Annotated in this window: 18 protein-coding genes and 1 other annotated feature; of the genes, 14 read left to right on the top strand and 4 right to left on the bottom strand. The window is 40.1% G+C overall.

The features are described from left to right. The first annotated feature begins 88 nt into the window (after positions 1 to 88). Entirely contained in the window at positions 89 to 1237 is a 1149-nt protein-coding gene (locus tag UFO1_RS22005) for a metallophosphoesterase (RefSeq protein WP_038674245.1), read from the top strand. 340 nt (positions 1238 to 1577) lie between these two features. On the opposite strand, the gene UFO1_RS22000 is transcribed toward UFO1_RS22005, so the two are convergent. Further along, a complete protein-coding gene (locus tag UFO1_RS22000; protein ID WP_038675562.1) occupies positions 1578 to 2390 on the bottom strand; it encodes a nitroreductase family protein in 813 nt (270 codons plus the stop codon). A gap of 149 nt (positions 2391 to 2539) precedes the next feature. Here UFO1_RS22000 and UFO1_RS21995 point away from each other — a divergent pair, with 149 nt between their 5' ends. The 4 genes from UFO1_RS21995 to UFO1_RS21980 all read left to right on the top strand — a co-directional run bounded on the left by UFO1_RS21995 (position 2540) and on the right by UFO1_RS21980 (position 5890). After that, positions 2540 to 2887: a helix-turn-helix domain-containing protein gene (locus UFO1_RS21995; protein WP_038674244.1), complete on the top strand. Its 348-nt coding sequence runs from the start codon at positions 2540 to 2542 to the stop codon at positions 2885 to 2887. Positions 2888 to 3056: 169 nt separating this feature from the next. After that, on the top strand, positions 3057 to 3770 hold the full coding sequence (locus UFO1_RS21990; RefSeq protein ID WP_038674243.1) for an SDR family oxidoreductase: 714 nt from the start codon (positions 3057 to 3059) through the stop codon (positions 3768 to 3770). Positions 3771 to 3901: 131 nt separating this feature from the next. Continuing rightward, on the top strand, positions 3902 to 5140 hold the full coding sequence (gene pepT, locus UFO1_RS21985; RefSeq protein WP_038675560.1) for a peptidase T: 1239 nt from the start codon (positions 3902 to 3904) through the stop codon (positions 5138 to 5140). 117 nt (positions 5141 to 5257) lie between these two features. Further along, positions 5258 to 5890, top strand: a complete 633-nt coding sequence (locus UFO1_RS21980; protein WP_038674242.1) for a flavodoxin family protein — start codon at positions 5258 to 5260, stop codon at positions 5888 to 5890. A gap of 116 nt (positions 5891 to 6006) precedes the next feature. On the opposite strand, the gene UFO1_RS21975 is transcribed toward UFO1_RS21980, so the two are convergent. From UFO1_RS21975 to ilvD, 3 genes are all read right to left on the bottom strand, one after another. Beyond that, positions 6007 to 6267: a hypothetical protein gene (locus UFO1_RS21975; RefSeq protein WP_038674240.1), complete on the bottom strand. Its 261-nt coding sequence runs from the start codon at positions 6265 to 6267 to the stop codon at positions 6007 to 6009. A gap of 194 nt (positions 6268 to 6461) precedes the next feature. Then, the gene (locus tag UFO1_RS21970; protein ID WP_084159895.1) at positions 6462 to 7406 is read right to left on the bottom strand and encodes a bile acid:sodium symporter family protein; all 945 of its coding nucleotides are present in this window, start codon (positions 7404 to 7406) and stop codon (positions 6462 to 6464) included. Between the two features lie 13 nt (positions 7407 to 7419). Further along, complete coding sequence (gene ilvD, locus UFO1_RS21965) at positions 7420 to 9072, bottom strand: dihydroxy-acid dehydratase (protein WP_038674238.1); 1653 nt, start codon at positions 9070 to 9072, stop codon at positions 7420 to 7422. A 53-nt stretch (positions 9073 to 9125) separates the two neighbouring features. Further along, positions 9126 to 9379, bottom strand: a binding site (T-box leader). 156 nt (positions 9380 to 9535) lie between these two features. Here ilvD and UFO1_RS21960 point away from each other — a divergent pair. From UFO1_RS21960 to UFO1_RS21920, 9 genes are all read left to right on the top strand, one after another. Then, positions 9536 to 10492 (top strand): DUF1858 domain-containing protein, encoded by a 957-nt coding sequence (locus UFO1_RS21960; protein ID WP_038674236.1) that lies wholly within the window; start codon positions 9536 to 9538, stop codon positions 10490 to 10492. A 13-nt stretch (positions 10493 to 10505) separates the two neighbouring features. Continuing rightward, on the top strand, positions 10506 to 11177 hold the full coding sequence (locus UFO1_RS21955) for a hypothetical protein (RefSeq protein WP_038674235.1): 672 nt from the start codon (positions 10506 to 10508) through the stop codon (positions 11175 to 11177). A gap of 375 nt (positions 11178 to 11552) precedes the next feature. Then, positions 11553 to 13157 carry a peptide chain release factor 3 gene (locus UFO1_RS21950; RefSeq protein ID WP_038674232.1) on the top strand — a complete coding sequence of 535 codons (1605 nt, stop codon included), beginning with the start codon at positions 11553 to 11555 and terminating at the stop codon, positions 13155 to 13157. A gap of 249 nt (positions 13158 to 13406) precedes the next feature. Further along, positions 13407 to 14936: a CYTH and CHAD domain-containing protein gene (locus UFO1_RS21945; protein WP_038674230.1), complete on the top strand. Its 1530-nt coding sequence runs from the start codon at positions 13407 to 13409 to the stop codon at positions 14934 to 14936. 350 nt (positions 14937 to 15286) lie between these two features. Then, positions 15287 to 18394 carry an AAA family ATPase gene (locus UFO1_RS21940; RefSeq protein WP_051789051.1) on the top strand — a complete coding sequence of 1036 codons (3108 nt, stop codon included), beginning with the start codon at positions 15287 to 15289 and terminating at the stop codon, positions 18392 to 18394. 305 nt (positions 18395 to 18699) lie between these two features. Then, the gene (locus UFO1_RS21935) at positions 18700 to 19038 is read left to right on the top strand and encodes an alpha/beta hydrolase (protein WP_038674229.1); all 339 of its coding nucleotides are present in this window, start codon (positions 18700 to 18702) and stop codon (positions 19036 to 19038) included. A 21-nt stretch (positions 19039 to 19059) separates the two neighbouring features. Then, positions 19060 to 20727: a formate--tetrahydrofolate ligase gene (locus tag UFO1_RS21930; protein WP_038674227.1), complete on the top strand. Its 1668-nt coding sequence runs from the start codon at positions 19060 to 19062 to the stop codon at positions 20725 to 20727. A 32-nt stretch (positions 20728 to 20759) separates the two neighbouring features. After that, the gene (hutG, locus tag UFO1_RS21925; RefSeq protein WP_038674226.1) at positions 20760 to 21770 is read left to right on the top strand and encodes a formimidoylglutamase; all 1011 of its coding nucleotides are present in this window, start codon (positions 20760 to 20762) and stop codon (positions 21768 to 21770) included. A 180-nt stretch (positions 21771 to 21950) separates the two neighbouring features. Then, positions 21951 to 23975: a urocanate hydratase gene (locus tag UFO1_RS21920; RefSeq protein ID WP_173406265.1), complete on the top strand. Its 2025-nt coding sequence runs from the start codon at positions 21951 to 21953 to the stop codon at positions 23973 to 23975. The last annotated feature ends 31 nt before the right edge of the window (positions 23976 to 24006 follow it).

Raw genomic sequence — 24006 nt, 5'->3', positions numbered from 1 at the left:
TGATTTTTTGTAGTTGTTAATCTAGGATGGAAATATAAGAATAATCTAAGATATGAGGTTTTAAGGGATATACAGAAAGGAATAGTAGATGAATTCTTTTTTTATGATACTAGGCATTATTTTCTTACTATATGCTGCGGGAAATTACTATATAGCACTTCGTTTTTTTCAATGTCTTCGTAGTATCATTGAGCCTTATTCCTTATTTTATTGGGGTGGATATACCTTATTTGCTGTGACAAAAATTGTGGCTAGAATCGGAAGAAAAAATTTTCCCGGCACTTTCAATACTCGAATGACTATCTTTGGGGATTATTGGCTTGCCGCAAGCTATTACTTTTTCTTGGTTTGGGTGGCTGTGGATCTCTTGCGATTTCTGAATAAATTGTTGTTACCCCAATTTTTGCTACTCCCATATCCATCAATGGTACTAGGATTTAGCGTCCTCTTCTTAGTGGTTGCTCTAATTCTTTACGGAAATTGGAATGCCAAAAAACCGCGTATTCGTAAATACGAATTGACGGTCAATAAAACAGCACCTGGATTGTCACAGCTTCATATTGCAATGATATCTGATATACATCTTGGTGTGATTGTTGATAAGGATCGGCTGGAGGCCATCATTAAGCAAATTAATGCGCTGCATCCCGATATTATATTTTTAGTTGGGGACACAATTGACGAAGATGTAAAATTTTTCATAGAACAGGAAATGTCTGTGACATTGGGTAAATTGCATGCTCCTTATGGTGTGTTTGCAGTGCTTGGAAATCACGAGTATCTTGGTGGAGAAAGCGATCTCGCTGCAGAACATATTGGCAAATCTAATATTAAGTTATTACGGGACGAGTACCTAATGATCAATAAACAATTCTATGTGGTTGGCCGAGATGATCGGAGTGCAAAGAAAGCAAACGGAAAAAGGCGATTTCCTTTATATAGAGTCATGCAAGGTATTGATCATGAGCTTCCGATTATCTTGTTAGACCACCAACCTTATGAATTAGAAGAAGGACAGCGTAATAGAGTTGATCTTCAGTTATCAGGGCATACCCATCATGGACAGTTTTTCCCCAATAATCTGATTATACAACGCGTCTTTGAAATTGACTGGGGTTACTTGCGAAACGGTGAATATCAGGTCATAGTATCTTGCGGAATTGGGACATGGGGACCACCGATTCGTATAGGAAATCATCCAGAGATTATTGATCTGTTGATTACATTTGAAAAATAAAATATCTATAAAAGAAAAAAGGTAGATTCCTCCACCTTTTATTACTTCTTATTCGGTTTTTTCGGTGCTTGTTTGGCAGTGAAGAACTGTGTGCTTTTAGCAGCAGTTTTGATATTTTTATAGCTATCCTTAGGCGATACTTTTCCCATACAATCACCTCCATGTGTAAAGTATTTCCCTATAAATCGTTGCTTAATCTATAAAGTTTGTTAGTAGTGATGCTACTACTATACTATGTTTTGTTACTATTTGTACAGGTATTGCCTTACTTTTACGGCAAAATAGATAGACCAGTAGGAGTTTAATTTACTACTGGTCTATCTATTTTGTGAAGTAAATCCTATTGGAAAGCTACGTCTAAGGGGCTTCTATCCACTAATCTTTTATAAGAAAATCGGGGATAACCGACCATCAGCCCACCAGTAACAGCCATTTTTTCTGGAAGTTGCAAAAGATTGAGAAGGGGCTGATAACCTGAAAGGGCACAGGCTTCAAAGTAGCCAGCCCAACAGGTTCCTAGTTCAATAGTTGGCGCAAACAATTCAGCATAAGTTAAGGAAAAATGAGCATTATCCCTTCCCCGGGGCATAAAGTCTTTTGGTGCTTTGGCAATGATTAAGCAGGGTGCACTCCGTAGTATAACATCTTTGCCTGTCTTACGATACTTAGTAACATTTCCTGAAAAGTAGGCTGCCCAAGGAGAATTCTTTTTTATTTCCTCCTCCATCCAGTCAACAACTGCTGCTGTGATTTTGCGTAATGTAGCCTTATTGTCAATAACAAGATAACTGACACCCTGTGTATTTCCACCAGTCGGAGCAAGGCGAGCAATGGAAAGAAGCTGCAGAATCTTTTCTCGAGGAACTGTAGTTTCTTTATAGGAGCGAATGGACCGCCGTGAACGGAGAAAGCGTGCTGCTGTATCTGAGTCTAAAACAGGTGTTTCTCCTAAAGGCGTTTGGTTAGCTAAAGGAGCTTTTATATTATCTAATGCTTCTTCTGGGCAAACGGCCACACAGTGACCGCAAGCAATACAGTGTTGTCCAATGGTTTTCGGACCAGAGCTATCCATGCCAATAACATCTGTTGGACATACCGTAGCACAGAGGCCACAGCGGATACATTTTTCTTGATTGACTTGAATCAAATCCATTACTATCATACCTGCCTTTTTGTTTTTTTCTAGGGTTCTTGATTCTCCGTATTAGATATATTTACCTGCCATTTATTTTACACTAATTACCTAATGGGTATTTTATGATATACTACAAAAAAGAGAAAAAAAGCTAGGGGAGACTTATAATGGATATGTTGGAACCTATTGAGCTGACAAAGGGAACGCCAGGAACACCTTGTCCAATTGCTAAAACACTTGATGTTATTGGCACAAAATGGACATTTTTGATTATACGAGATTTACTAATTGAGGGGACGATGCGATTTAGTGATCTACATAGAGCGATGCAGGGAATTAGTCCGAAGACCCTTTCCTTACGACTGAGGGAATTAGAAGAACAAGGAATCTTGACAAGACGAGTGTATCCAGAGGTTCCACCTCGTGTAGAATACTCCTTAACGGAAAAGGGGAAAAAATTAGAAGGTATATTTAAAGAACTAAAACGATTTGGCTTAACGTTACCCGATAATTAACTTAGAGGAACAATAAATAATAAAAAAATATTTTTGCCGTTACTCCTGATAACAAACAAAGCTTTCCAAAAGGTAACTATATGTATTTAATATCACTACTTTACAATGGGAAGTAGTGTTGCTACAATGGCCTCAACAGCAATTAAATAAAAAGTTGGAGGTATGAAAAATGTTACAGGGTAAGCGTATTGTTATTATTGGTGGAAGTTCCGGAATTGGTTTGGAAACAGCTAGGCTTGCTATAGGGCAAGGGGCAAAAGTAACGATAGCCAGTCGTTCTAAAGAAAAATTACAAAAAGCAAAAGAACAGTTAGGTGGAAATATAACCTCTTATGTATTGGATACGAGCCAAGAAGATAAGATGAAGGAATTTTTTGAGACGGTAGGCAGTTTTGATCATTTAGTGGTTACAGCAGCGGAGACTTCGGGAGGGCCCTTCCTTGAGGCAGATGCCGCCAAAGACCATCAAATGTTTGAGAACAAATTTTGGGGTCAGTACTACGCGGCAAAATATGGGGCACCATATCTTTCTGCAAATGGATCTATTACTCTGTTTTCAGGAGTCGTAGCCTTTAAAGCCATGGTAGGATCTGCAACCCTTGGAGCGATTAATGCGGCAGTTGCTAATCTTGGAAAAACTCTTGCTTTAGAACTTGCCCCTCTCAGGGTGAATGTCGTTTCTCCCGGCATTATTGATACACCATCCCGCAGCAAAATGCCAGTAGAAGCCCGTAATAGTTTTTACAATGGATTAGCCAGTAAACTGCCTGTACAAAGAATAGGGCAGGCCGAAGATGTGGCACAAGGAGTCTTATATTTACTATCCAGCACTTTTGTCACTGGCACTGTTCTTCATATTGATGGCGGGCATAGCTTACTTTAAGTTATTCTATTAGCAAAAAATATTCTGTAGAATTCAAATGTGAATTTTTACAGGATATTTTTGTTATGATAGATAATAAGGGAATTTATACTTTTTGGCGAAAATCAGATTTAGAAAGGTGTGATAATAACATGAAAATAAAGAAAGAGGAGTTAATACAGCGGTTTTTGCAATATGTTGCAATTGATACCCAATCTAACGATCAAAACCACCAGTGTCCTAGTACTCAAGGTCAGAAAATACTCGCGAAGTATGTAGCTGACGAATTAGAAAAAATAGGGCTGGATGAGGTGGAAATCGATAAGAATGGATATGTGACGGCTACCTTGCCGGAAAACGGATTCCGTCAGGCGCCCGTCGTTGGCTTTATTTCTCATTTAGATACTAGTCCTGATATGACTGGTACTTCGCCTAAACCTCGTTTGGTTCCATCTTATGATGGAAATGATATTCTCCTTAATAAAGAACATTCCATTGTTCTGTCACCGCGGGATTTTCCTGAGCTTACAGCCTATGTAGGGCAAGATTTATTGGTTACAGATGGAACGACGTTGCTTGGAGCCGATGATAAAGCTGGCATGTGTGCAATTGTTAGTGCAGTTAAATATTTAATAGAACATCCAGAAATCCAGCATGGTAAGGTACGAATTGGGTTTACTCCTGATGAAGAAATTGGTCGTGGTGCTGACCTATTTAATGTACCGGCTTTTGGTGCTGCGTTTGCTTATACTGTAGATGGCGGAGAAATTGGGGCTATTGAGTATGAAAATTTCAATGCAGCTAATGTCACAATAAAGGTTCAAGGGCGAAGCGTTCATCCAGGAGCAGCAAAAGGTAAGATGGTCAATGCTCTGAGTATTGCTGCAGAGTGGCAACAGTTGTTACCTGCTGGTCAACGGCCTGAGTATACAGACGGTTATGAAGGATTTTTTCATGTCAATAAATTAAATGGTGGTGTAGAATACGCCGAAATAAGTCTTTTAGTGCGGGATCATGATTCTGAAAAATATGAACAACGTAAAGCACTGTTAGTCACTATGGCTAACACCTTTAATGCTAAATATGGCCCAAGAACCATTACCTTGGAAATTACCGATATGTACTACAACATGCGAGAAAAAGTTGAGCCAGTAATGCATATCATAGATTTAGCATGCCAATCGATGAAGGCTGTTGACGTACATCCTATAACCAAACCAATTCGTGGTGGTACCGATGGTGCGCGCTTATCTTTCATGGGATTACCTTGTCCAAACCTATTTACGGGAGGACACAATTTCCATGGGAAATATGAATTTTTGCCAGTACAATCGCTGGTAAAGTCTGCTGAAACTGTCGTTGAAATTATTCGCCGCGTAGGAACACAGTAAGGATGAAAGTATATATATAGGAACTACCATACCATTAAGTGCGTACTTGTCAAAGAAGGTCTTATCATCTACTATGATACTAGGTGATTTTAAAGAAAAAAGAAAGAGGGTATAAAAATGAAAGTTGTAGCTTTTAATGGCAGTCCTACAAAAGAAGGGAATACATACCACGCAATAAAGGGAGTAGCCCAGGAGCTAGAAGCAGAGGGTATAGAAGTTGAAATTGTACATGTTGGCAATAAGGTGATTCGAGGCTGTACGGCTTGTGGCGGCTGTGTAAGAAATCAAAATGAAAAGTGCGTAATTGGCGATGAGGTAAATGAGTGGATTCAAAAGATGAAAGAAGCAGATGGTATTATACTAGGATCGCCTGTTCATTATTCTGGAATCGGAGCAACGATGAAAGCATTTTTGGATCGAGGGTTTTATGTTACATCTGTTAATAAATCCATGTTGCGACATAAGATCGGAGCAAGTGTTGTTGCTGTGAGACGTTCCGGCGGCGTTACGACTTTCGATCAATTAAATCATTATGTTACATATGCAGAAATGTTAATGCCAACGTCAAATTATTGGAATGTTATACACGGTACAAAACCAGGGGATGCTCAGGAAGATGGAGAGGGGAACCAAATCACAAGAGTCCTTGGTAAAAATATGGCTTGGCTGATGAAATTAGTAGAGTTTGGAAAAGACCAAGTGAAGCAACCAGAAAGAGAAGATAAAGTCTTTACTCATTTTATTAGATAAAATATGTAAGAATTTATTAGGAAATATATACACAATAGTAAGTAAAGTAGCTCATGAATTGAATTAATTCATGAGCTACTTATTGTTTAGATCAGTATAAAAAGAAAGTTAAAGGCTTATGGCAATCGCATGGGCATATATGTCATCCAGCCACCGATAAAAGTTCCATTGTAGTCGAAGACGTATTTATAGGTTGATTCCTCTATTTGCACCATAAAAACTCTGAAATCCTCGTTATTATACCATTTTCCCCATGCTTGATAATAATAAGGAACGGGATTATCAGTAGGCTCCCAGCCCCAACTTGCAAAAGTCAAAGCAGGAACAAAAAGTAAAAAGCCAAGTACAATAGTTAGAGTTATAAACGTTTTTTTCATTGCATTACCTCCATACCTATAAGAGTATTTCCATAATATGTAATACTCAAACAGGAAAGGAAAATAATAATGAACTATTGCTAATCAAATAGAAAAAACAACAGAAGATATAAACATAAATATTGATAAAAGTAAAAGTAAAAGGTCCTGCTAGGCTTATGTGCCACAACAGGACCTTTCATAATTTAAAACGATTAGAGAGTCTTTTGGTTATTTATTTTACGAGTACTCCAAAATCCTGCGAGTAGGCTGCCACTGAAGTTGTGCCACACACTAAAGATAGCACCTGGAATCGCTGCGATAGGATCAAGATGAGCCATGGCTAAAGCGACAGCGAGACCGGAGTTTTCCATGCCGATTTCGAAAGAAATAGCTCTTGCTTTACTTTCACTCATGCCTGTGACGCGAGAAGAGGCATAACCTAGGAAAAGACCAATGCTATTATGCAGAATAACGGCTAGGAAGGCCATGCCAGCAATAGTAACCAGTTTGGTGGCGTTTAGGGCGACTACGGCAGTAATAATCATAATAATAGCGATAACTGAGAAGGCGGGGATTAGGTTGTTTACTTTATCAACCAAAGAGGAGGCAATCATACGCAGGGTAATACCAATAAATACAGGTAATAAAACAATTTTTAATATGTCTACTAGCAAGGCGCCCGCTTGAATGGGAATCATCGTGCCGGCAAAGTATAAAAAGATAAAGGGTGTAAGAATGGGAGCCAATATGGTATTAAAGCTAGATACGGTGACGGATAAAGCAGTGTCTCCTTTGGCAATAAAAGTCATAACGTTCGAGGCTGTGCCACTAGGGCAGGCGCCTACTAAAATGAGTCCAGCAGCCAAAGCTGGCGGTAAGCCTAGGAGCTTAGCCACCAGAAAGGCAACAACTGGCATAATAATATAGCGCAATACAATGCCAAAAAGAACATCCTTAGGGCGAGTAAGAACCAGTTTGAAATCATTAAGGGACATTGTCAGTCCCATGCCAAGCATAATAAGCCCAAGTAGATAAGGAATATAGGTGCCGAGTGGTTTAAATGGGGCCGGCTGAAAAAAGGCAGCAGCGGCAAATAATACAACCCATAAGGGGAAGTACTGGGTAATATAGTTGCTTAAAGTTCTAATAAATCTCATTGTAATAATCTCCTTATTTTAATACAGCACCTGTATTAGCGGATGTAACCATGCGGGCATAACGAGCGAGGTAACCTGTTTTGATCTTTGGTTCTGGTTGTACCCAGTTTTGGCGGCGTTTGGCCATCTCTTCCTCTGTGATATTTAAAACCAAAGTACGATTCGGAATGTTAATGGAAATTACATCCCCATTTTCGACTAGAGCAATAGGCCCTCCCTCCATGGCTTCTGGTGATACGTGCCCAATACAGGCCCCTTGGGTGGCTCCGCTAAACCGTCCATCAGTGAGAAGTGCTACCTTAAGTCCCATGCCAGTAATAATGGCTGTAGGATTGAGCATTTCTTTCATGCCTGGACCACCTTTTGGTCCTTCATAGCGGATGACAACAACTTCACCATCTGTTACTTGTTTAGCCAGGAGTGCTTCAATTACTTCTTCTTCAGAGTCAAACACACGGGCAGGGCCTTCAAAGACAAGCATATCTTCCTTTACGGCACTTTCTTTGACAATAGCGCAGTCAGGAGCAAGGTTGCCGGCAAGCACTGCAATGCCGCCAGTTTTCTTATAGGGGTTATCAATGGTATGGATTACATCAGGTCGTGTAATTTCGGCATCTATCAAACGCTGAGATAAGGGGCCTGTTACGGTTAGAGCATCTGTATGGATGAGATTCGCTTTTGCCAGTTCTTTCATGACAGCGCTAATACCACCGGCTTCTTGTAAGTCTTGCATGTGATGGGTTCCACCAGGGCTGAGTTTTGTAATGTAAGGGGTCTTGGCACTGATGGTTTCAAATAAAGAGAGAGGAAGGGGAAGTCCCGCTTCATGGGCGATAGCTGTAAGATGTAATACAGTATTGGAAGAGCCGCCAATTCCCATATCGACGGTAATTGCATTTTCAAAGGCTTTATTGGTCAAAATATCTCGTGGGCGGACATTGTTTTTCACTAGATCCATAATAACGGCGCCAGCCTGCTTGGCAAGTACTTTTCGAGCTCCAGTAAAGGCTGCAGGAATGGTACCATTACCAGGGAGGCCCATGCCCAAGACTTCTGTCAAACAGTTCATTGTATTCGCAGTGAAAAGTCCTGCACAAGATCCACAGCCTGGACAAGCAGATGCTTCCATCGCAGCTAATTCTTCTGCATTGATTTTTCCTGACTCGTATTTTCCAGCCGCCTCAAAGATATTGCTGACGCTAATGTCTTTGCCTTGATAACGTCCCGCCAGCATAGGGCCACCACTAACCACTACACAAGGAATATTGATTCTAGCAGCTGCCATAAGCATAGCAGGCACAATTTTATCACAGTTAGGAATGAGGACGAGACCATCAAAAGCATGACCCTCTGCCACTGCTTCAATGGAATCGGCAATTAATTCACGGCTCGGTAAGGGGTACTTCATACCCTTGTGTCCCATGGCAATGCCATCACAAATCCCAATAGCGGGAAATTCTAAGGGTGTTCCGCCTGCAGCTGCCACTCCAAGTTTCGCCGCTTGGGCAATATCTTTTAAATGCCCATGACCAGGGATAATTTCATTAAAGGAATTTACAATGCCAATGAGAGGCTTATCCAAATCCTCTTGATTGTATCCCATAGCATAGAAAAGGGAACGATGAGCTGCCCGAGTTGAACCTTTTTTTACAATGTCACTACGCATAAGTAATAGCCTCCTTTTAAATTAGATAAAAAAAATAAACCCACTGCTCCCTCAAAAGGGGCAAGAGGTTATCTCGCGGTACCACCCTTATTGCATCCACACGAAGGTGTATGCATCTCATCAGGTCTATCAACCCTAGCAAGATAACGGTTGCGTTCCAATGGAACTGTTTCCGGCGCAGCTTACTTACTATTTTCAGCTTTGCAGTTCAGGAGTGACTTACAAAATACATATGTTACCGGTTCACACCTTTTCCGGCTCTCTGAAACATAGGGGTATTTCTTTATTTCTCCATCATAACTTTTAAAAAAAGTGTAAAGTTGTAAACTTAGTATATGTTTATTATAGCGGAAAAAAAGCAGGTGTCAAATATTTTTTAGTTTTTTACAAAAGATGATATAGATCACAGATAAGAAAGCTATTATCGGGTATGATAAAGATAATATTTGAGGGAGGTGGCACAATGTTACCTAAAGGTGCTAATTTACAAAAGATCCATAATGGTAATCGTACATATGCGATAACACCCCATTTGCCAGGAGGTTTCATAAAACCTGATGCAATGAGAAAATATGCGGATGTTGCCGAAAAGTATCATGGTGTAATGAAATTGACCTCTGCACAACGTATCATGATTACGGGGCTTAAAGCAGAAGACATTGATCAAATTTGGGAAGAACTCGGTATGCAGCCTGCTATGGGTTTCGCCAATTGTGTGCGTAGTGTTAAGATATGCCCAGGTAGTGTATTTTGTAAGCGTGGCAAGCAAGATAGTATTAAGCTGGGTATGGAACTTGACAAGTTGTATCATAAAAAAGAAATGCCATCCCGAATGAAATTTAGTGTAGCGGGTTGTCAAAATTCCTGTTCTGAGGTACACGTAAGAGATATTGGTGTTATGGGGACGGACATTGGCTGGGATATTTATGTAGGTGGAACTGCTGGTTCGCACCCTCGTTTGGCGGATCTTTTAATTGAAGGGTTAGATTACGACGAGGTTCTGCGAATTGTAGGCGTTATCATTCAGTACTATCAAAAAAATGCGGATATTGAGCGTATAGGTCAGTTTATTGACCGGGTTGGATTTAAAAAGTTTCGAGCCGACGTATTAGCTCAATTCTATCAAGGTGTGAGTGAAACAACAAAGCCCTTAGTACCTCAATCGGAAGAAGGGCGTGAAATTATCCCCGTTGCAGGTGGTCTAACAGAAGGCACATTAGTATTTGGGGACAAAATCACAGTGGATAGTGTCATAAGTGACATTATCAGAGTCTATCCACAAACAATCCCTATATTCCGTTCTTTTGGCATGGGGTGTCTTGGCTGCCCTTCTGCTACAGGCGAAGCGCTAAGTAAAGCAGCAGAAATTCATGGTCTAGATGTAAACGAAATTGTAGCAGGTTTAAATAAGGTAATTTAGGAGGAAATTTATAATGAGTGCTTTTTTAGGTCATATTCACTATTGGTTGTATCATAAAATAGGGCGGGTTGCAGAACGAGAGCAACTAATTTTTCAAAAGGCTGAAGAGCTATGTGGCGGTACGGCTGAAGAACTACAATCGCAAGTGTGGCAAATTTATGGTCAACCTTTACCGGATACGGAACTTGGAGAACTAATTGATCATAGTAATATCCACGGCTGGCTGCAGCGTCAAGTAACCATTGCTGAAACTCGCGAAGCTGCCTTTATTAAAGAATTATTGGATACTTGCGGTGGTTCAGCCCAGACGCTAGTATTAGATGCTTTTGCAGATCATGGTAAAATATGCGGTGAACATGCCAAAGCCCAACAAAAATATGATGTAGAAAGAGCTGGCGGCATTTATCAGGCCATTAATGATTATTTATTGAATGGCATGCCTTGTGATCAAGGTGATGAAGTGACAGTAAATGAAGCTGATAAAGTGAGCTGGGAAGGAAATACCTGCCTGCAGGAGCGCAATTGGATAAAGGCTGGTGTAGATAAAGCCTTTATGAAAGAGTGTTACCAAAAATGGTTTGCTGGTTTTGTTACTGCCTTAAATACGACTTTTGTTTACAAGCAGACGGCAGATACCCTAAAGGGCGACAAAGTAAACAGGCACGAGATTAGCAAAAAGTCGTAAGGATGTAAGCTATATTGAAATAAAGCTACAGGGGTTATTTACTATATTAATTGAAAGAGTAGAATTCATAGTATCCTATGAGTTCTACTCTTTTTATACTGGAATAATATGTTTGCATTGTTAGCAAAATTAGGAAAGTAAAAAGGTATTTTTAATTCGTGTCAAGAATTTATTTTAGAAAGATCGGGGAGGATGGTTTTGAATGAGACCGCGGAGGATACAACAAATCATCATGAGAAAGAAAAACGCCGGGAATGTATGATCAATAAGTGTATATATAAGGATAATATTTGACATTTTAGATAGGTAACCATATAGTAATAGAGAGTAATTTATATAGTACAGGTATGAGTGTAGGGGGTTTTTTACGATATAATGGAAGATTTACAATTGACGATTAATAAAAGGCGAACATTCGCTATTATTTCCCACCCGGATGCAGGGAAGACTACGTTGACTGAGAAGTTATTATTATACGGTGGTGCCATTCGTTTAGCAGGTTCGGTAAAATCCCGTAAGGCGGCAAAACACGCTGTTTCTGATTGGATGGAGATTGAAAAACAAAGAGGTATTTCTGTAACCTCTAGCGTATTGCAGTTTGATTATGATGGGTATCGAGTTAATATCTTGGATACACCTGGTCACCAAGATTTCAGTGAAGATACGTATCGCACTCTCATGGCGGCTGATAGCGCTGTGATGCTGATTGATGTGGCTAAAGGGGTAGAAGATCAGACAAAGAAGTTATTTCACGTGTGTCGTCAGCGGAAAATCCCCGTGTTTACTTTTGTAAATAAACTGGATCGGTATGGTAAGAGTCCTTTTGAGTTAATGGAAGAAATTGAACAGGTATTGGGAATACGAGCCTATCCAATGAACTGGCCTGTAGGAATAGACGGTAGTTATGTTGGGGTCTATAATCGCCAAGAGGCACAAGTAGAACTATTTGCCAAAGACGGCGCCCATGGTCAGTCTGTACTGCCTTCCACTATGGGAAGTGTAAGTGACCCTGCTTTTCGTGAACTGTTAGGGGAAACTGTTCATGCAGCTTTAATTGAAGATATTGAGCTATTAGATATGGCTGGTGATGCTTTTGATTATGAGCAAGTGGCAGCTGGCGAGCTTACACCTATGTTTTTTGGCAGCGCAATGACAAACTTTGGTGTTCGTCCTTTCTTAGAGGCATTTTTGAAGTTAGCACCTGCCCCTGTTCCGCGTACATCCAGCGTAGGAGAGGTGAATCCTGCAAGTGAGGATTTTTCCGCCTTTGTCTTCAAAATACAGGCAAATATGAATCCCGCTCATCGAGATCGACTTGCTTTTATTCGGATATGCTCGGGTAAATTTACGAGAGGTATGTCTGTATACCATGCTCAGTCGGGCAAGAACATTAAATTATCTCAGCCCCAGCAATTCTTAGCGCAAGAGCGGACCATTATTGATGAAGCCTATCCTGGTGATATTATAGGGCTTTTTGATCCAGGAATTTTTGGGATTGGTGATACCTTATGTCCAGAAAACACCAAGTTTACATTTCAGGATTTTCCTGTATTTCCTCCTGAACAGTTTGCAAAGGTACAGCCTAAGGATACTATGAAACGTAAACAATTCGTTAAAGGCATGACGCAATTGACCCAGGAAGGTGCTGTTCAAGTTTTTCGCCAGAGTGATTTTGCCTCTGAGGCTTTCATCATTGGCGTAGTTGGTTCATTGCAGTTTGAAGTACTAGAATATCGATTGAAAAATGAATATGGTGTAGAGTTAATTATGGATCGCTTATCCTTTAGCGTAGCCCGTTGGTTAGTTGGTGATGAAGCTGCCATTAAATCAATGAAGAGCATTGACAGTGGTATGATGATTCGTGATATAAAGGATCGGCCTGTGCTGCTCTTAAGTAATGAATGGGCCATTCGCTGGGTAAGTGAACGGAATCCTGGTGTAGAGTTCTTAGAAATTCCTCAAGATTCTGCAAGCTTTTAAAAAATGCCTCAAAGTCGGTAATATACCGATTTTGAGGCGTTTTTGTCTTGCGGAATCAGAAAGTATAACACTTTCTTGATTCCAAGTAAGAACGACTAAGGCTTCCGCCTGCGTCCAAGGACTTGGCACAAGCCAAGTCTTTTCTTATAGCAATCTTCCATTTGTGGTTTCCATTGACAATGATTAATGTATGATATACGCTGAAAGAGTAAGTAAAATGGCATAATGTTAATAGGATGGTGATACCTATTGTCTAAGCATACAGAAACAGAATTGAAACTTCGGTGTACAGATGAGAGTGTGTGGGAAAGGATTATGACAGCAGAAGCACTCACGAACCTTGCCGTTCTAGGAACGGCGAAGACTGAGCAATTGGAAGCCCGTTACTTTGACACAGCGAATCATTCATTACAAAACGCGAAACTAGCTTATCGTGTTCGTCGTGAGGGTGAGGTTTGGGTGGCTACGGTAAAGAGTGGTGGATCATCTAAAGGAGGGCTGCATGCCCGCCAGGAATGGAATATTGCTGTAGACAGGGAAGAACCGGATATAACAGTGTTTTTAAATACGGAGGTTGGTTCTCGGTTACAAAAAGTAATAGGCGACCAAATACTAGAGCCTATTTTAATCACTCGTTTTGAAAGGCAAATCTTAGAGGTTATTATGCATGATGGTGCTACAATTGAAGTGGCCGCCGATAAAGGTGAAATTATAGCGGGAGAGAAGACAGCACCAATTTTAGAAGTAGAATTGGAGCTTAAGAGTGGACAACCTAGGGATTTATTTTTGTTAGGGGCTGCCTTAGCTAAAGAATATCCTTTACTGCCAGAGCCTGATAGTAAATATTATCGTGGACTTTTATTAGCAGGGTTGTCTACCGAGATACCAAGGAGAAATGAGTTACCGCAGGTGGATAAAAGTAGACCTGTAAGTGAGGTATTAAGAGTTGTATTGGTGGATCTGATAGCTCAAGTATTATTAGCGCAACGGTCTTTTTTAGAACACAAAGAGCAACCGGGGCTGGTTCATGAGCTACGTATCTGTCTGCGTCGCTTGCGGTCTGTATTGGAATTCTCTGAACCTTTAGCTGTGATCAAGGAGTATTCCCGCTATCAAGACGAATTGCGAAAGTTTGGGAGGAAAGTAGAGGCTTTACGAGAACTTGATGTAGCCTACTGTAGTTGGCAACAGTTCCTTGGTTATCAAATGGTATCTATGGAAGGTAAGGTATGGCTAGGAGAAGTTTTAACAGAAAAGCGTAGCCAGGAAGCCGAAAAGATCTATGCAGAGTATAATTCTGGCTTAACAACGTCTACTTTGTTAGGGTTGTGGGCGGAACTTCTTGATGAAGATTGTCAGCATATTATTCCCCATGACTGTACAGTTGATGATTATGTGATTACTGGTTTATTAAGCTGGCTCAGAATAGTGGGAAAGCAGGAAAAATCAGTGGAGTGGACGGATGCTGAAAATGTCCACAAAATTAGGCTTTGGGTTAAGAAGATAAGATACACAATGGAAGTATTGCAGCCTGATTTGAAAGGAACCCCTCGTTTATTATTAAAATTAGAAAAACTCCAAGACACTTTAGGAATCATTAGTGATGCGAAAAGTACGGAAGGATTACTTAGGGAACTATTACGAGGGAAATCGAGTAAAGGTTTACCATTAGAGGCAGGCATGTTGATTGGTTGGCAATGCCACGAAACCTTAACGCTAAGGAAAAAACTAGATAAATATTGGCTGAAATTTAATCGTACTGTACAAAAGTGGAAATAACAGAAAAAAATAGCCATTTGAAAGGGTTGTTGAAAAGGGAGAGAATTTTTTATGAAATTCCTCCCTTTTAATTTTTTACGGAATCAGAAAGTATAACACTTTCTTGATTCCAAGTAAGAACGACTAAGGCTTCTGCCTGCGTCCGAGGACTTGGCACAAGCCAAGTCTTTTCTTATCTGCATAATTGATGAATAGTAAAGTATTTCTAATACCCTACTTTAAGCTTGAGTACAGCATACATACGTATCAGTTGATTGTAGTAAGAGATTACCAAGATAATAATTTGCAATAGTGAGATGAGTCAGTATAAAATAGCTATATATAACATTTTTTTCCAAGGAGATGAGCGTGTGACTAAATTACGTGCGGAGTTGTTTGGAAAGCCAGCAGTATATTGGAATGATCAAAAGATGGTGTTTCCATTTGCTAAGATGGAAGCTTTGTTGTACTATCTTTTGGTTATAGGTGAGGCTACACGTGATAGTCTGGCAGCGCTCTTTTGGGGAGATATGAGAGATAGTGCCGCTAAGAGGAATTTACGCAATACAGTCTATTTACTAAAAAAAATGTTTTCGGTGGATTTATTGATTACTTCATCACGAGCAAAGATTGTATTAAATCCAGAAGTTGTTGTAATGACGGAATTGGAGTTATTAACAGTAAACAATATTGCTAAATTCTTAGAAAAAAATACAGGTGAGTTTCTAGAAGGATTTTATTGTAAAGATGCAATCCATTTTGATGAGTGGGTTACTGAATTTCGTGAACGATTTCGAAAGGATAGCATAAGCTGTTTGACTAAATTGATCGTAAAGAAAATGAACTCTAAAGATTATACGTCTATGAAACGATACCTAAAGTACTTGATTAGACTAGATGCATATAACGAAGGAGCTTATCGGCTACTAATGAAGATCTATGAAAAAGAAGATTCTCATAAAGTAGTGGAAATCTATCAAGAGTTGGAACGGAAAATGGCACAGGATTTAGGTTTGTTACCCAGTGCTCGGACACAGGAAATCTATAAACGGATTAAGGATAGGACGAGTAGGGTCACTCAGGAAGAGGTGTTTAGCAACCCAAAGTTTTATGGTCGCGAAAAAGAATTGGGGCAATTGCGCCTATTGATGGATAGATCGTTCCAAAAGGAGCAGAACAAACGAATGCTACTGTTACAGGGAGATCAGGGCGTTGGTAAATCTGCAATTGTTGAGCAACTGCTTTCACCGATTTCAACAGTAAATTGTAATGTTTTTCGTACCCAATGCTATCAAGCTGAATTTGAGTATACTTATAAAGCATGGAATAATATTTTTTTACAAGTTATAGCGGTTTTAATGCAAGCCGAGATTGATTTGCCAACCCTTTGGAAGCAAGTTATTGCGTATGCTTTTCCGACAGCAAAAATAGGTGAAAAGCTTTTACAGACAAAAATAACAGTGGACACCTATAAATTCAGTACAACAATGGTTGAAGAGATCATGTGCGAAGTATTGGTTAAGGCTTCTAGTTTGAAAAAAACTATTATTTTGATTGAAGACATTCATTGGATGGATAAGCAAGGGTGGTTGTTGTTATGGCAGTTATTACGCCTACATACCAATATTATTTGTATTGCGACTTGCCATACGGAATATTTACCGCAAATTGATAAATCAATAGAAGAGTTTGAACGTAACGGTATGCTGGAAAAGATGAACATTAGACGTTTCAGTGCACAAGACGTGATGAGCTTATCAAAAATACGCATACCTAGCATTGGCAAGGAGATGCAATCCAGGTTATACGAATATACAGGCGGCAATGCATTATTTCTAATTGAATGTCTGAATTTGATTGCAGCCGGCAAAGATATCAGTCACTGTTCAATCAAGTTAAATAGCGTATTAAAGGAAAGGACGGCTAATGTTTCTGAAAATGGTAGAAAAGTTCTTGAAATAGCTTCCGTATTTTTTGATAATGCCAATTATGAGGTGCTGCTTGCCGTTTCAGCAATCAATGAATTTGACCTAGTTGAAGCAATTGAAGAGTTACAACAAAAGCAACTGCTAATGGAAGAGTTTGATTCAGACAAGGGTGATTCTAGTTATAAATTTTATAACTTAAAAATTCGTGATTATGTGTATAGTGAGATGTCGACAATAAGGCAACGAATTTTGCATAAGCGATCGGCAGTTTATTTAGAACAACAATTGCAATGTGGTATGCAAAGCAAAGATGTTTATGAACATATTTTATACCATTACACAAACGCGGATGAAAAGCTGAAAATCTTAGATTATACGATTAAAATGGTTGAAAGATATTATTGCCCCCAATATGAGATGTTTCCGGAACTTAATCATTACTATCCAACGGGTATTGATTTTCGGGAAAGTAGGAGTCAGATTACTACGTATTTCGGTAAGATAAGGGAATTATTAGATGTATTATTGTCTAAAACAATAGCAGATGAGCGATTGGACACTTATCAAGTTGCTTATTGGGAGATGGCTGGGCGATATCATATCTGGAGAGGGCAACACTTAGCGGGATTGAAATTAATGCATCAGATGCTACGGCTGGCATCAAAGAAAAACCTCAGAGAGTATCAAATCAAGGGCTATCAGCAAATTATTTATTGTGGTATTCAGACGCGGAAAGCACATCTAATAGAAAACTTTGCCATTAAGTTATTGCATTTGACCGAACAGGACGAACTTTCAGAGAAAAAGGCGACCGCATTACGATTTCTAGGGGTGGCCTCTGCGCTCAAATGCCAGTATCAGCAGGCTGAGAAGTATTACCGAGAATCGCTAACGTTGTTAAAAAAGCTGGCTGTTCACAATAGTTTCTATGTTTTCACCATTGCAGCAGCCAATAATTATATTGGTGATTTGCGGCGAGAAAGTCTTGATTATAAAGCAGCACTGTACCACTATGAGCAGGCAGCCAGAATAGCCGGACGCAAAAATGTTAGCGAGGGTGTGGCTTTGTTTTATATTAATGCCGGTTGTACAGCCTTTCAACTAAATGACTATGGAAAAGCTAGTGCATACCTTATGGATGCTTTGGCGGTCGCAGATGGGTTTGGCGATGAAAAGGGCTATTGGTGTTTGCGAGGTTATAGCACACTTCACTGTATATTGGCATTGATTGCAGTGAGGCTGCACCGCCCTCACGAAGCAAAACAGTACCTAGAGCAGGCAAAAGATTTTCTGGAGAAGTATAATGATCAATACCAAAGTGGAGTAATTTTTCGCACGCAAGCAGAAATAAGGCTGCTAATGGAGCAGGAAAAAGCGATAGCGGAAGTATTTAAAGATTCGTTGACTTTGCCTGCGGCGGAATATTATATGAGGGCCCGAAAAGCTTTTAAAAAAACTGGCAGGACGGCTGAGATTACATCTCTTGAGGAGATGATAGCTGAATATACAGTACAGGGTAATTGTAAGCGGCAAGCTGCTGATTCTATATAAGAAAAACACATGAATAATAAAAATGTCATAATCAAGGTCGCTTCACTGGCATAGGGGCTGGGGATGTTACAAAATGAAAGGCAATTTTGTAACATCTCCAGCCCCTATTTTTTATGCAAATTTCTCATCTTAATCAGGCTATTGTATATTCTGGGACTCTAAGCTAAGGCGGTTAACAATCAACTTATCCGATTTGTAACTTTTAGACGGTTTGAGTTCATTGAAAGCGATTTGACGATATTTTGACAGTGCTGATTATAAAATTAATTTAAATACAAAATTGTTTATGAAGGAGGGTCAAGAAAATGTCTAATGGATGGGTAAAGGAACTACCCTTTGCAGTCACTGTTACAGATAAAATTGGTAAAATCATAGAAATGAATGATCAATCCGTCAAAACATTCGAGAAGTATGGCGGTAAGGACTTAATTGGAAAAAACATAAAAGACGTTCATTCTGAACATGCATACAAGAAAATTGCCGAAATTATCGAAACTAAAACTGCCAATAGCTATACAATTGAAAAAAACGGTGTAAAAAAGCTAGTTTATCAAACTCCTTGGTATCAAGATGGGCAATATGCAGGTTTGGTAGAACTATCTATGGTAATACCCGCTGAAATACCCCATTATATAAGAAAATAAAATGCTGAAGAGGTGAAGGTAATGAAAAGTGATGTGGAGATTGCCCAGGAGTCCAAAATGCAGCCAATTATCCAAATCGCGGCAGGTCTTGGGTTAACGGAAGATGACATTGAGCAGTATGGGAAGTATAAGGCTAAAATATCCCTGTCAGTATGGGATAAAATCAAACAACGTCCCAATGGTAAATTAGTACTTGTAAGTGCGATTAACCCGACGGCGGCTGGTGAGGGGAAAACGACAACAACAGTTGGATTGGGCGATGCTTTTCGCAGATTAGGAAAAAAAGCGATGATTGCCTTACGTGAACCATCATTGGGACCGTGCTTTGGTATGAAGGGCGGTGCTGCTGGTGGTGGTTATGCACAAATTGTTCCTATGGAGGATATTAACTTACACTTTACTGGCGATATACATGCCGTGACGTCAGCCCATAATTTGCTGTCAGCGATCATTGATAATCACATCCAACAAGGCAATGTACTGGGGATTGATCCGCGTCGCGTGACATGGAGAAGGGTAATTGATCTTAACGATCGGGCATTACGCCATATTGTACTTGGGCTTGGCGGAAAGACTGACGGCGTACCACGGGAAAGCGGCTTTGACATTACCGTTGCATCAGAACTAATGGCTATTTTGTGTTTGGCGAAAGATCTAGATGATATGAAGCAGCGAATCGGCAAGATCATTGTAGGCTATACCTATAACAATCAACCGGTTACGGCGGCTGATTTAAAAGTTACTGGTGCATTAACACTCTTATTCAAAGATGCAATTAAACCTAACTTGGTGCAGACTTTAGAAAATACACCGGCTTTTGTACATGGAGGACCATTTGCCAATATCGCACATGGTTGCAATAGTGTGATGGCATCGAAGTTTGCTTTAAAGTTATCAGATATATTGATTACCGAGGCTGGTTTTGGTGCTGATCTAGGGGCAGAAAAGTTCATTGATATTAAATGTCGCTTTGCAGGGTTTATGCCGGATGCGGTAGTGCTGGTTGCAACGATAAGGGCACTTAAGGCACATGGTGGCGTTAGCAAAACTGAGCTTACCAAAGAAAATCAGCAAGCACTAGAACAGGGGATGGAAAACCTTAAAAAACATATAGAAAACATGCATAAATTTAATTTGCCTACAGTCGTTGCTATTAATGTTTTTCCCAATGATACAGAAGCAGAATTGGCCTTTGTCAGGGAGCAGTGCAAAACGCTTGGTGTCACCGTAACCCTTTCAAAAGTATGGGCCGATGGTGGTGCAGGGGGTATGGAACTTGCAGAACAGCTTCTTGACATGTTTAAACAGCCAAAGGCTGTTAGATTTTTGTATGATGAAACGTTACCTGTTAAAGAGAAAATTAGTGTGATCGCCAAAGAAATTTATGGTGCTGATGCTGTTAATTATAGCAAGGCAGCTGAAAAAAGCATTCAGGAGTTAACTGGGATAGGCTTAGATAAAACGCCAATTTGTATTGCTAAAACCCAATATTCTTTGTCTGATGATGCAACAAAAACTGGTCGTCCTGAAACATTTACATTGATGGTCAGAGAAATACGTATAGCTGCTGGCGCTGGATTTTTAGTGGTTATTACCGGAGATATTATGACCATGCCTGGGCTTCCTAAAAAACCAGCAGCGGAAATAATGGATATAGATAATAACGGTAAAATTAGTGGATTATTTTAAAAAACATAATGTATGACTAGCTGGAGGATTTTATGTTTCAGAATCGATATGAAGTAGCAGATTTTACGATATGGCGAGGACGGATTGACAGTAAAGAAAATTATGATGCCTTCCGGTGGCACCAATGGATAAAACCATTGGATTTAAGGCAGCCAATCGGTGAATTTACGGGTAAAATGGGATTTGCTTTGCTAGGTTTTTGCTGTGACGAAGGTATTATACGGAACAATGGACGCAAGGGAGCTTCCTCGGGACCCGAGGGAATTCGCAGTGAACTTTCCAACTTACCGTGTTCATTTTCTTCTGAGGTATCTTTGTTTGATGCAGGGAATATTACCTGCACAGATGGAGAATTAATGAAAAGCCAGGTGGCGCTGGAACAAGCTGTTTTTCGTCTCAGGCAGGCCGGACTGTTTCCTCTTGTTATTGGCGGCGGGCATGAAACCGCCTTAGGACACTTTCGGGGGCAAGCAGATTTTCTACGGCAAAACGATGGCAAATGTGAATTGGGTATCTTAAATTTTGATTCTCATTTTGACCTTCGCCCTTTTGTCGGCGGCGGAAATTCAGGGACGATGTTTAGCCAGATTGCTGATGATGCCAACCAATGGAGGGAAATGTTCCACTATTTTTGTCTGGGAATCCAACGTAGCAGCAATACACTTGAATTATTTAAAACAGCTCAGCAATTAGGCGTTGATTATTTATTAGCAGGTGATATTTTCACGAACAATGATGAGCTTATTATAGAGAAACTCGATTATTTTATGCAGTTGGTGCCCCATCTTTATGTAACAGTTTGCGCAGATGTGTTTGCTTCTTCCTTTGCTCCCGGGGTAAGTGCGCCACAACCCCTAGGGTTGCATCCCGAGATAGTGCTAAAGTATTTAAAACATATACTTCGCACAAAAAAAGTAGTTGGGTTTGATATTGCCGAAGTGTCACCGCGATTTGATCATGACCGAGCAACTGCAAGCTTAGCAAAAGTGATTATTTTCGCAGTAGTCGATACTCTCTGTCGACTGAAAGGATTAGCAAGATGAAAGCGAAGTTCTAAATTTTATTTAGACGATATAAGGTATTTTCTTTAAAATCAGGAAACGGTTTTTGACGTTATTTTGACAGTAGTTGCAATATAATCAGAATATAATAAATATTTAGAGTATATATTGATTTTTTGCATTGTTTTACTGAATATAGTTTTTGGGGAAGGGGATTTGATGATGAATATTGACAATACAGTAATCACTTGTGCCATGACTGTTAAGTTGGACGATGTTTTGCCGGAGCCACCTATATTTGAAAAAGGGGTGCGTAGGGCGCCAGATAGAGGTTTTCGTTTAACAATTGAACAAAGTAAAGTGGCATTAAAAAATGCTCTGCGGTATGTCCCAGAAGCATTACATAGTCAATTGGCAAGGGAGTTCATGGAAGAATTAAAAGCATATGGGCGTATTTATGCTTATCGATATATGCCTTCAGAAAGGATCTACGGAAAACCCTTAGATGAATACAAAGGAGATTGCATAGAAGGTAAAGCGTTTCAGGTCATGATTGATAATAACCTAGATCACAATGTAGCACTTTATCCATACGAAATGGTGACTTACGGAGAAACAGGCAGTGTATGTCAAAACTGGATGCAGTATCGGTTGATTAAAAAGTATTTGGAAGTTATGACTCAGGATCAAACGTTGGTTATAGAGTCCGGTCATCCCTTGGGATTGTTTCCGTCAAAACCTGAAGCGCCTAGGGTAATTATTACGAATGCACTAATGGTGGGGATGTTCGATAATCAGAATGATTGGGAAGTCGCTGAACAAATGGGAGTTGCTAATTATGGACAAATGACAGCCGGCGGTTGGATGTACATTGGCCCACAGGGCATTGTTCATGGAACATTTAACACTTTATTGACTGCAGGCAGGATTAAATTGGGCGTAGCACCTGACGATGATTTGCATGGAAAGTTATTTGTTTCCTCTGGATTGGGTGGTATGAGTGGTGCACAACCTAAGGCAACGGAAATTGCTGGTGCAGTCGGTATTATCGCTGAAGTAGACTTTTCTCGTATTCATACACGGCTGGAACAGGGATGGGTCGACCAATGCAGCGATGATCTTGATCAGGTATTTAAGATTGCGGAGGAATATCAATCTAAGGGTAAGGCGATATCCATAGCTTATCATGGCAATATAGTGGATTTACTGGAATATGCAGTAGCGAATCGGAAGCATATTGACTTATTGTCTGACCAAACTTCTTGCCATGCAGCCTATGACGGTGGTTATTGCCCACAAGGGCTGACTTTTGAAGAGAGAACTGCACTATTGAGGAATAATCGCAGCCAATTTCATGAATTGGTCAATAAAAGTTTACAACGTCATTTTGAATTAGTTAAAGAATTGGTAGAGCGAGGAGCGTATTTCTTTGATTATGGCAATGCATTTATGAAGGCCATCTATGATGCCGGGGTTAAAGAAATTGCTAAAAACGGGCATGATGAAAAAGATGGCTTTATTTTTCCTTCTTATGTGGAAGACATTATGGGGCCGCAGTTGTTTGATTACGGCTATGGACCGTTCCGCTGGGTTTGCTTGAGCGGCAAACCAGAGGACTTACATAAGACTGACCAGGCAGCAATGCAATGCATTAATCCTGAACGGCGTGGTCAGGACAGGGACAATTATATTTGGATTCGTGATGCTGAGAAGAATGGATTGGTTGTAGGAACCCAAGCGCGAATTTTATACCAGGATGCAGAAGGTCGTAAGAAGATTGCTTTACGGTTTAATGAAATGGTACGTACCGGTGAGATTGGTCCAGTTATGTTAGGGCGGGACCATCACGATGTCAGCGGTACTGATTCACCTTTCCGTGAAACGGCGAACATCCGGGATGGTAGTAATGTAATGGCAGATATGGCAGTGCAATGTTTCGCCGGAAATGCTGCTAGAGGGATGAGCCTAGTAGCGCTGCACAACGGCGGCGGTGTTGGAATTGGTAAGTCTATTAATGGTGGATTTGGCATGGTTTTGGATGGTAGTAAAAGGGTGGATGAAATCTTGCGATCGGCAATACTATGGGATGTTATTGGCGGCGTAGCCCGGCGTTCATGGGCAAGAAATGAACATTCCATCGAAACAATTATTGAATTTAATCGCGATTATAAAGAGAAAGCTCATGTGACTATTCCTTATATACCAACAGATGAACTGATAGATAAAGTTGTAGCGGCTTTTTTTTAATAGCAAGGGTTAAAGTGCAAAGGGGGAGATA

It is taken from the genome of Pelosinus sp. UFO1 (assembly GCF_000725345.1).
Taxonomy (GTDB): domain Bacteria; phylum Bacillota; class Negativicutes; order DSM-13327; family DSM-13327; genus Pelosinus.
This window is presented reverse-complemented; position numbering and strand designations above follow the sequence as displayed.

Bases quoted from the DNA above. Each gene is read 5' to 3' on its own strand.
- UFO1_RS22005 (WP_038674245.1), top strand. From the start codon at position 89: ATGAATTCTTTTTTTATGATACTAGGCATTATTTTCTTACTATATGCT.
- UFO1_RS22000 (WP_038675562.1), bottom strand. From the start codon at position 2,390: ATGGATTTGATTCAAGTCAATCAAGAAAAATGTATCCGCTGTGGCCTC.
- UFO1_RS21995 (WP_038674244.1), top strand. From the start codon at position 2,540: ATGGATATGTTGGAACCTATTGAGCTGACAAAGGGAACGCCAGGAACA.
- UFO1_RS21990 (WP_038674243.1), top strand. From the start codon at position 3,057: ATGTTACAGGGTAAGCGTATTGTTATTATTGGTGGAAGTTCCGGAATT.
- pepT (WP_038675560.1), top strand. From the start codon at position 3,902: ATGAAAATAAAGAAAGAGGAGTTAATACAGCGGTTTTTGCAATATGTT.
- UFO1_RS21980 (WP_038674242.1), top strand. From the start codon at position 5,258: ATGAAAGTTGTAGCTTTTAATGGCAGTCCTACAAAAGAAGGGAATACA.
- UFO1_RS21975 (WP_038674240.1), bottom strand. From the start codon at position 6,267: ATGAAAAAAACGTTTATAACTCTAACTATTGTACTTGGCTTTTTACTT.
- UFO1_RS21970 (WP_084159895.1), bottom strand. From the start codon at position 7,406: ATGAGATTTATTAGAACTTTAAGCAACTATATTACCCAGTACTTCCCC.
- ilvD (WP_038674238.1), bottom strand. From the start codon at position 9,072: ATGCGTAGTGACATTGTAAAAAAAGGTTCAACTCGGGCAGCTCATCGT.
- UFO1_RS21960 (WP_038674236.1), top strand. From the start codon at position 9,536: ATGTTACCTAAAGGTGCTAATTTACAAAAGATCCATAATGGTAATCGT.
- UFO1_RS21955 (WP_038674235.1), top strand. From the start codon at position 10,506: ATGAGTGCTTTTTTAGGTCATATTCACTATTGGTTGTATCATAAAATA.
- UFO1_RS21950 (WP_038674232.1), top strand. From the start codon at position 11,553: ATGGAAGATTTACAATTGACGATTAATAAAAGGCGAACATTCGCTATT.
- UFO1_RS21935 (WP_038674229.1), top strand. From the start codon at position 18,700: ATGTCTAATGGATGGGTAAAGGAACTACCCTTTGCAGTCACTGTTACA.
- UFO1_RS21930 (WP_038674227.1), top strand. From the start codon at position 19,060: ATGAAAAGTGATGTGGAGATTGCCCAGGAGTCCAAAATGCAGCCAATT.
- hutG (WP_038674226.1), top strand. From the start codon at position 20,760: ATGTTTCAGAATCGATATGAAGTAGCAGATTTTACGATATGGCGAGGA.
- UFO1_RS21920 (WP_173406265.1), top strand. From the start codon at position 21,951: ATGAATATTGACAATACAGTAATCACTTGTGCCATGACTGTTAAGTTG.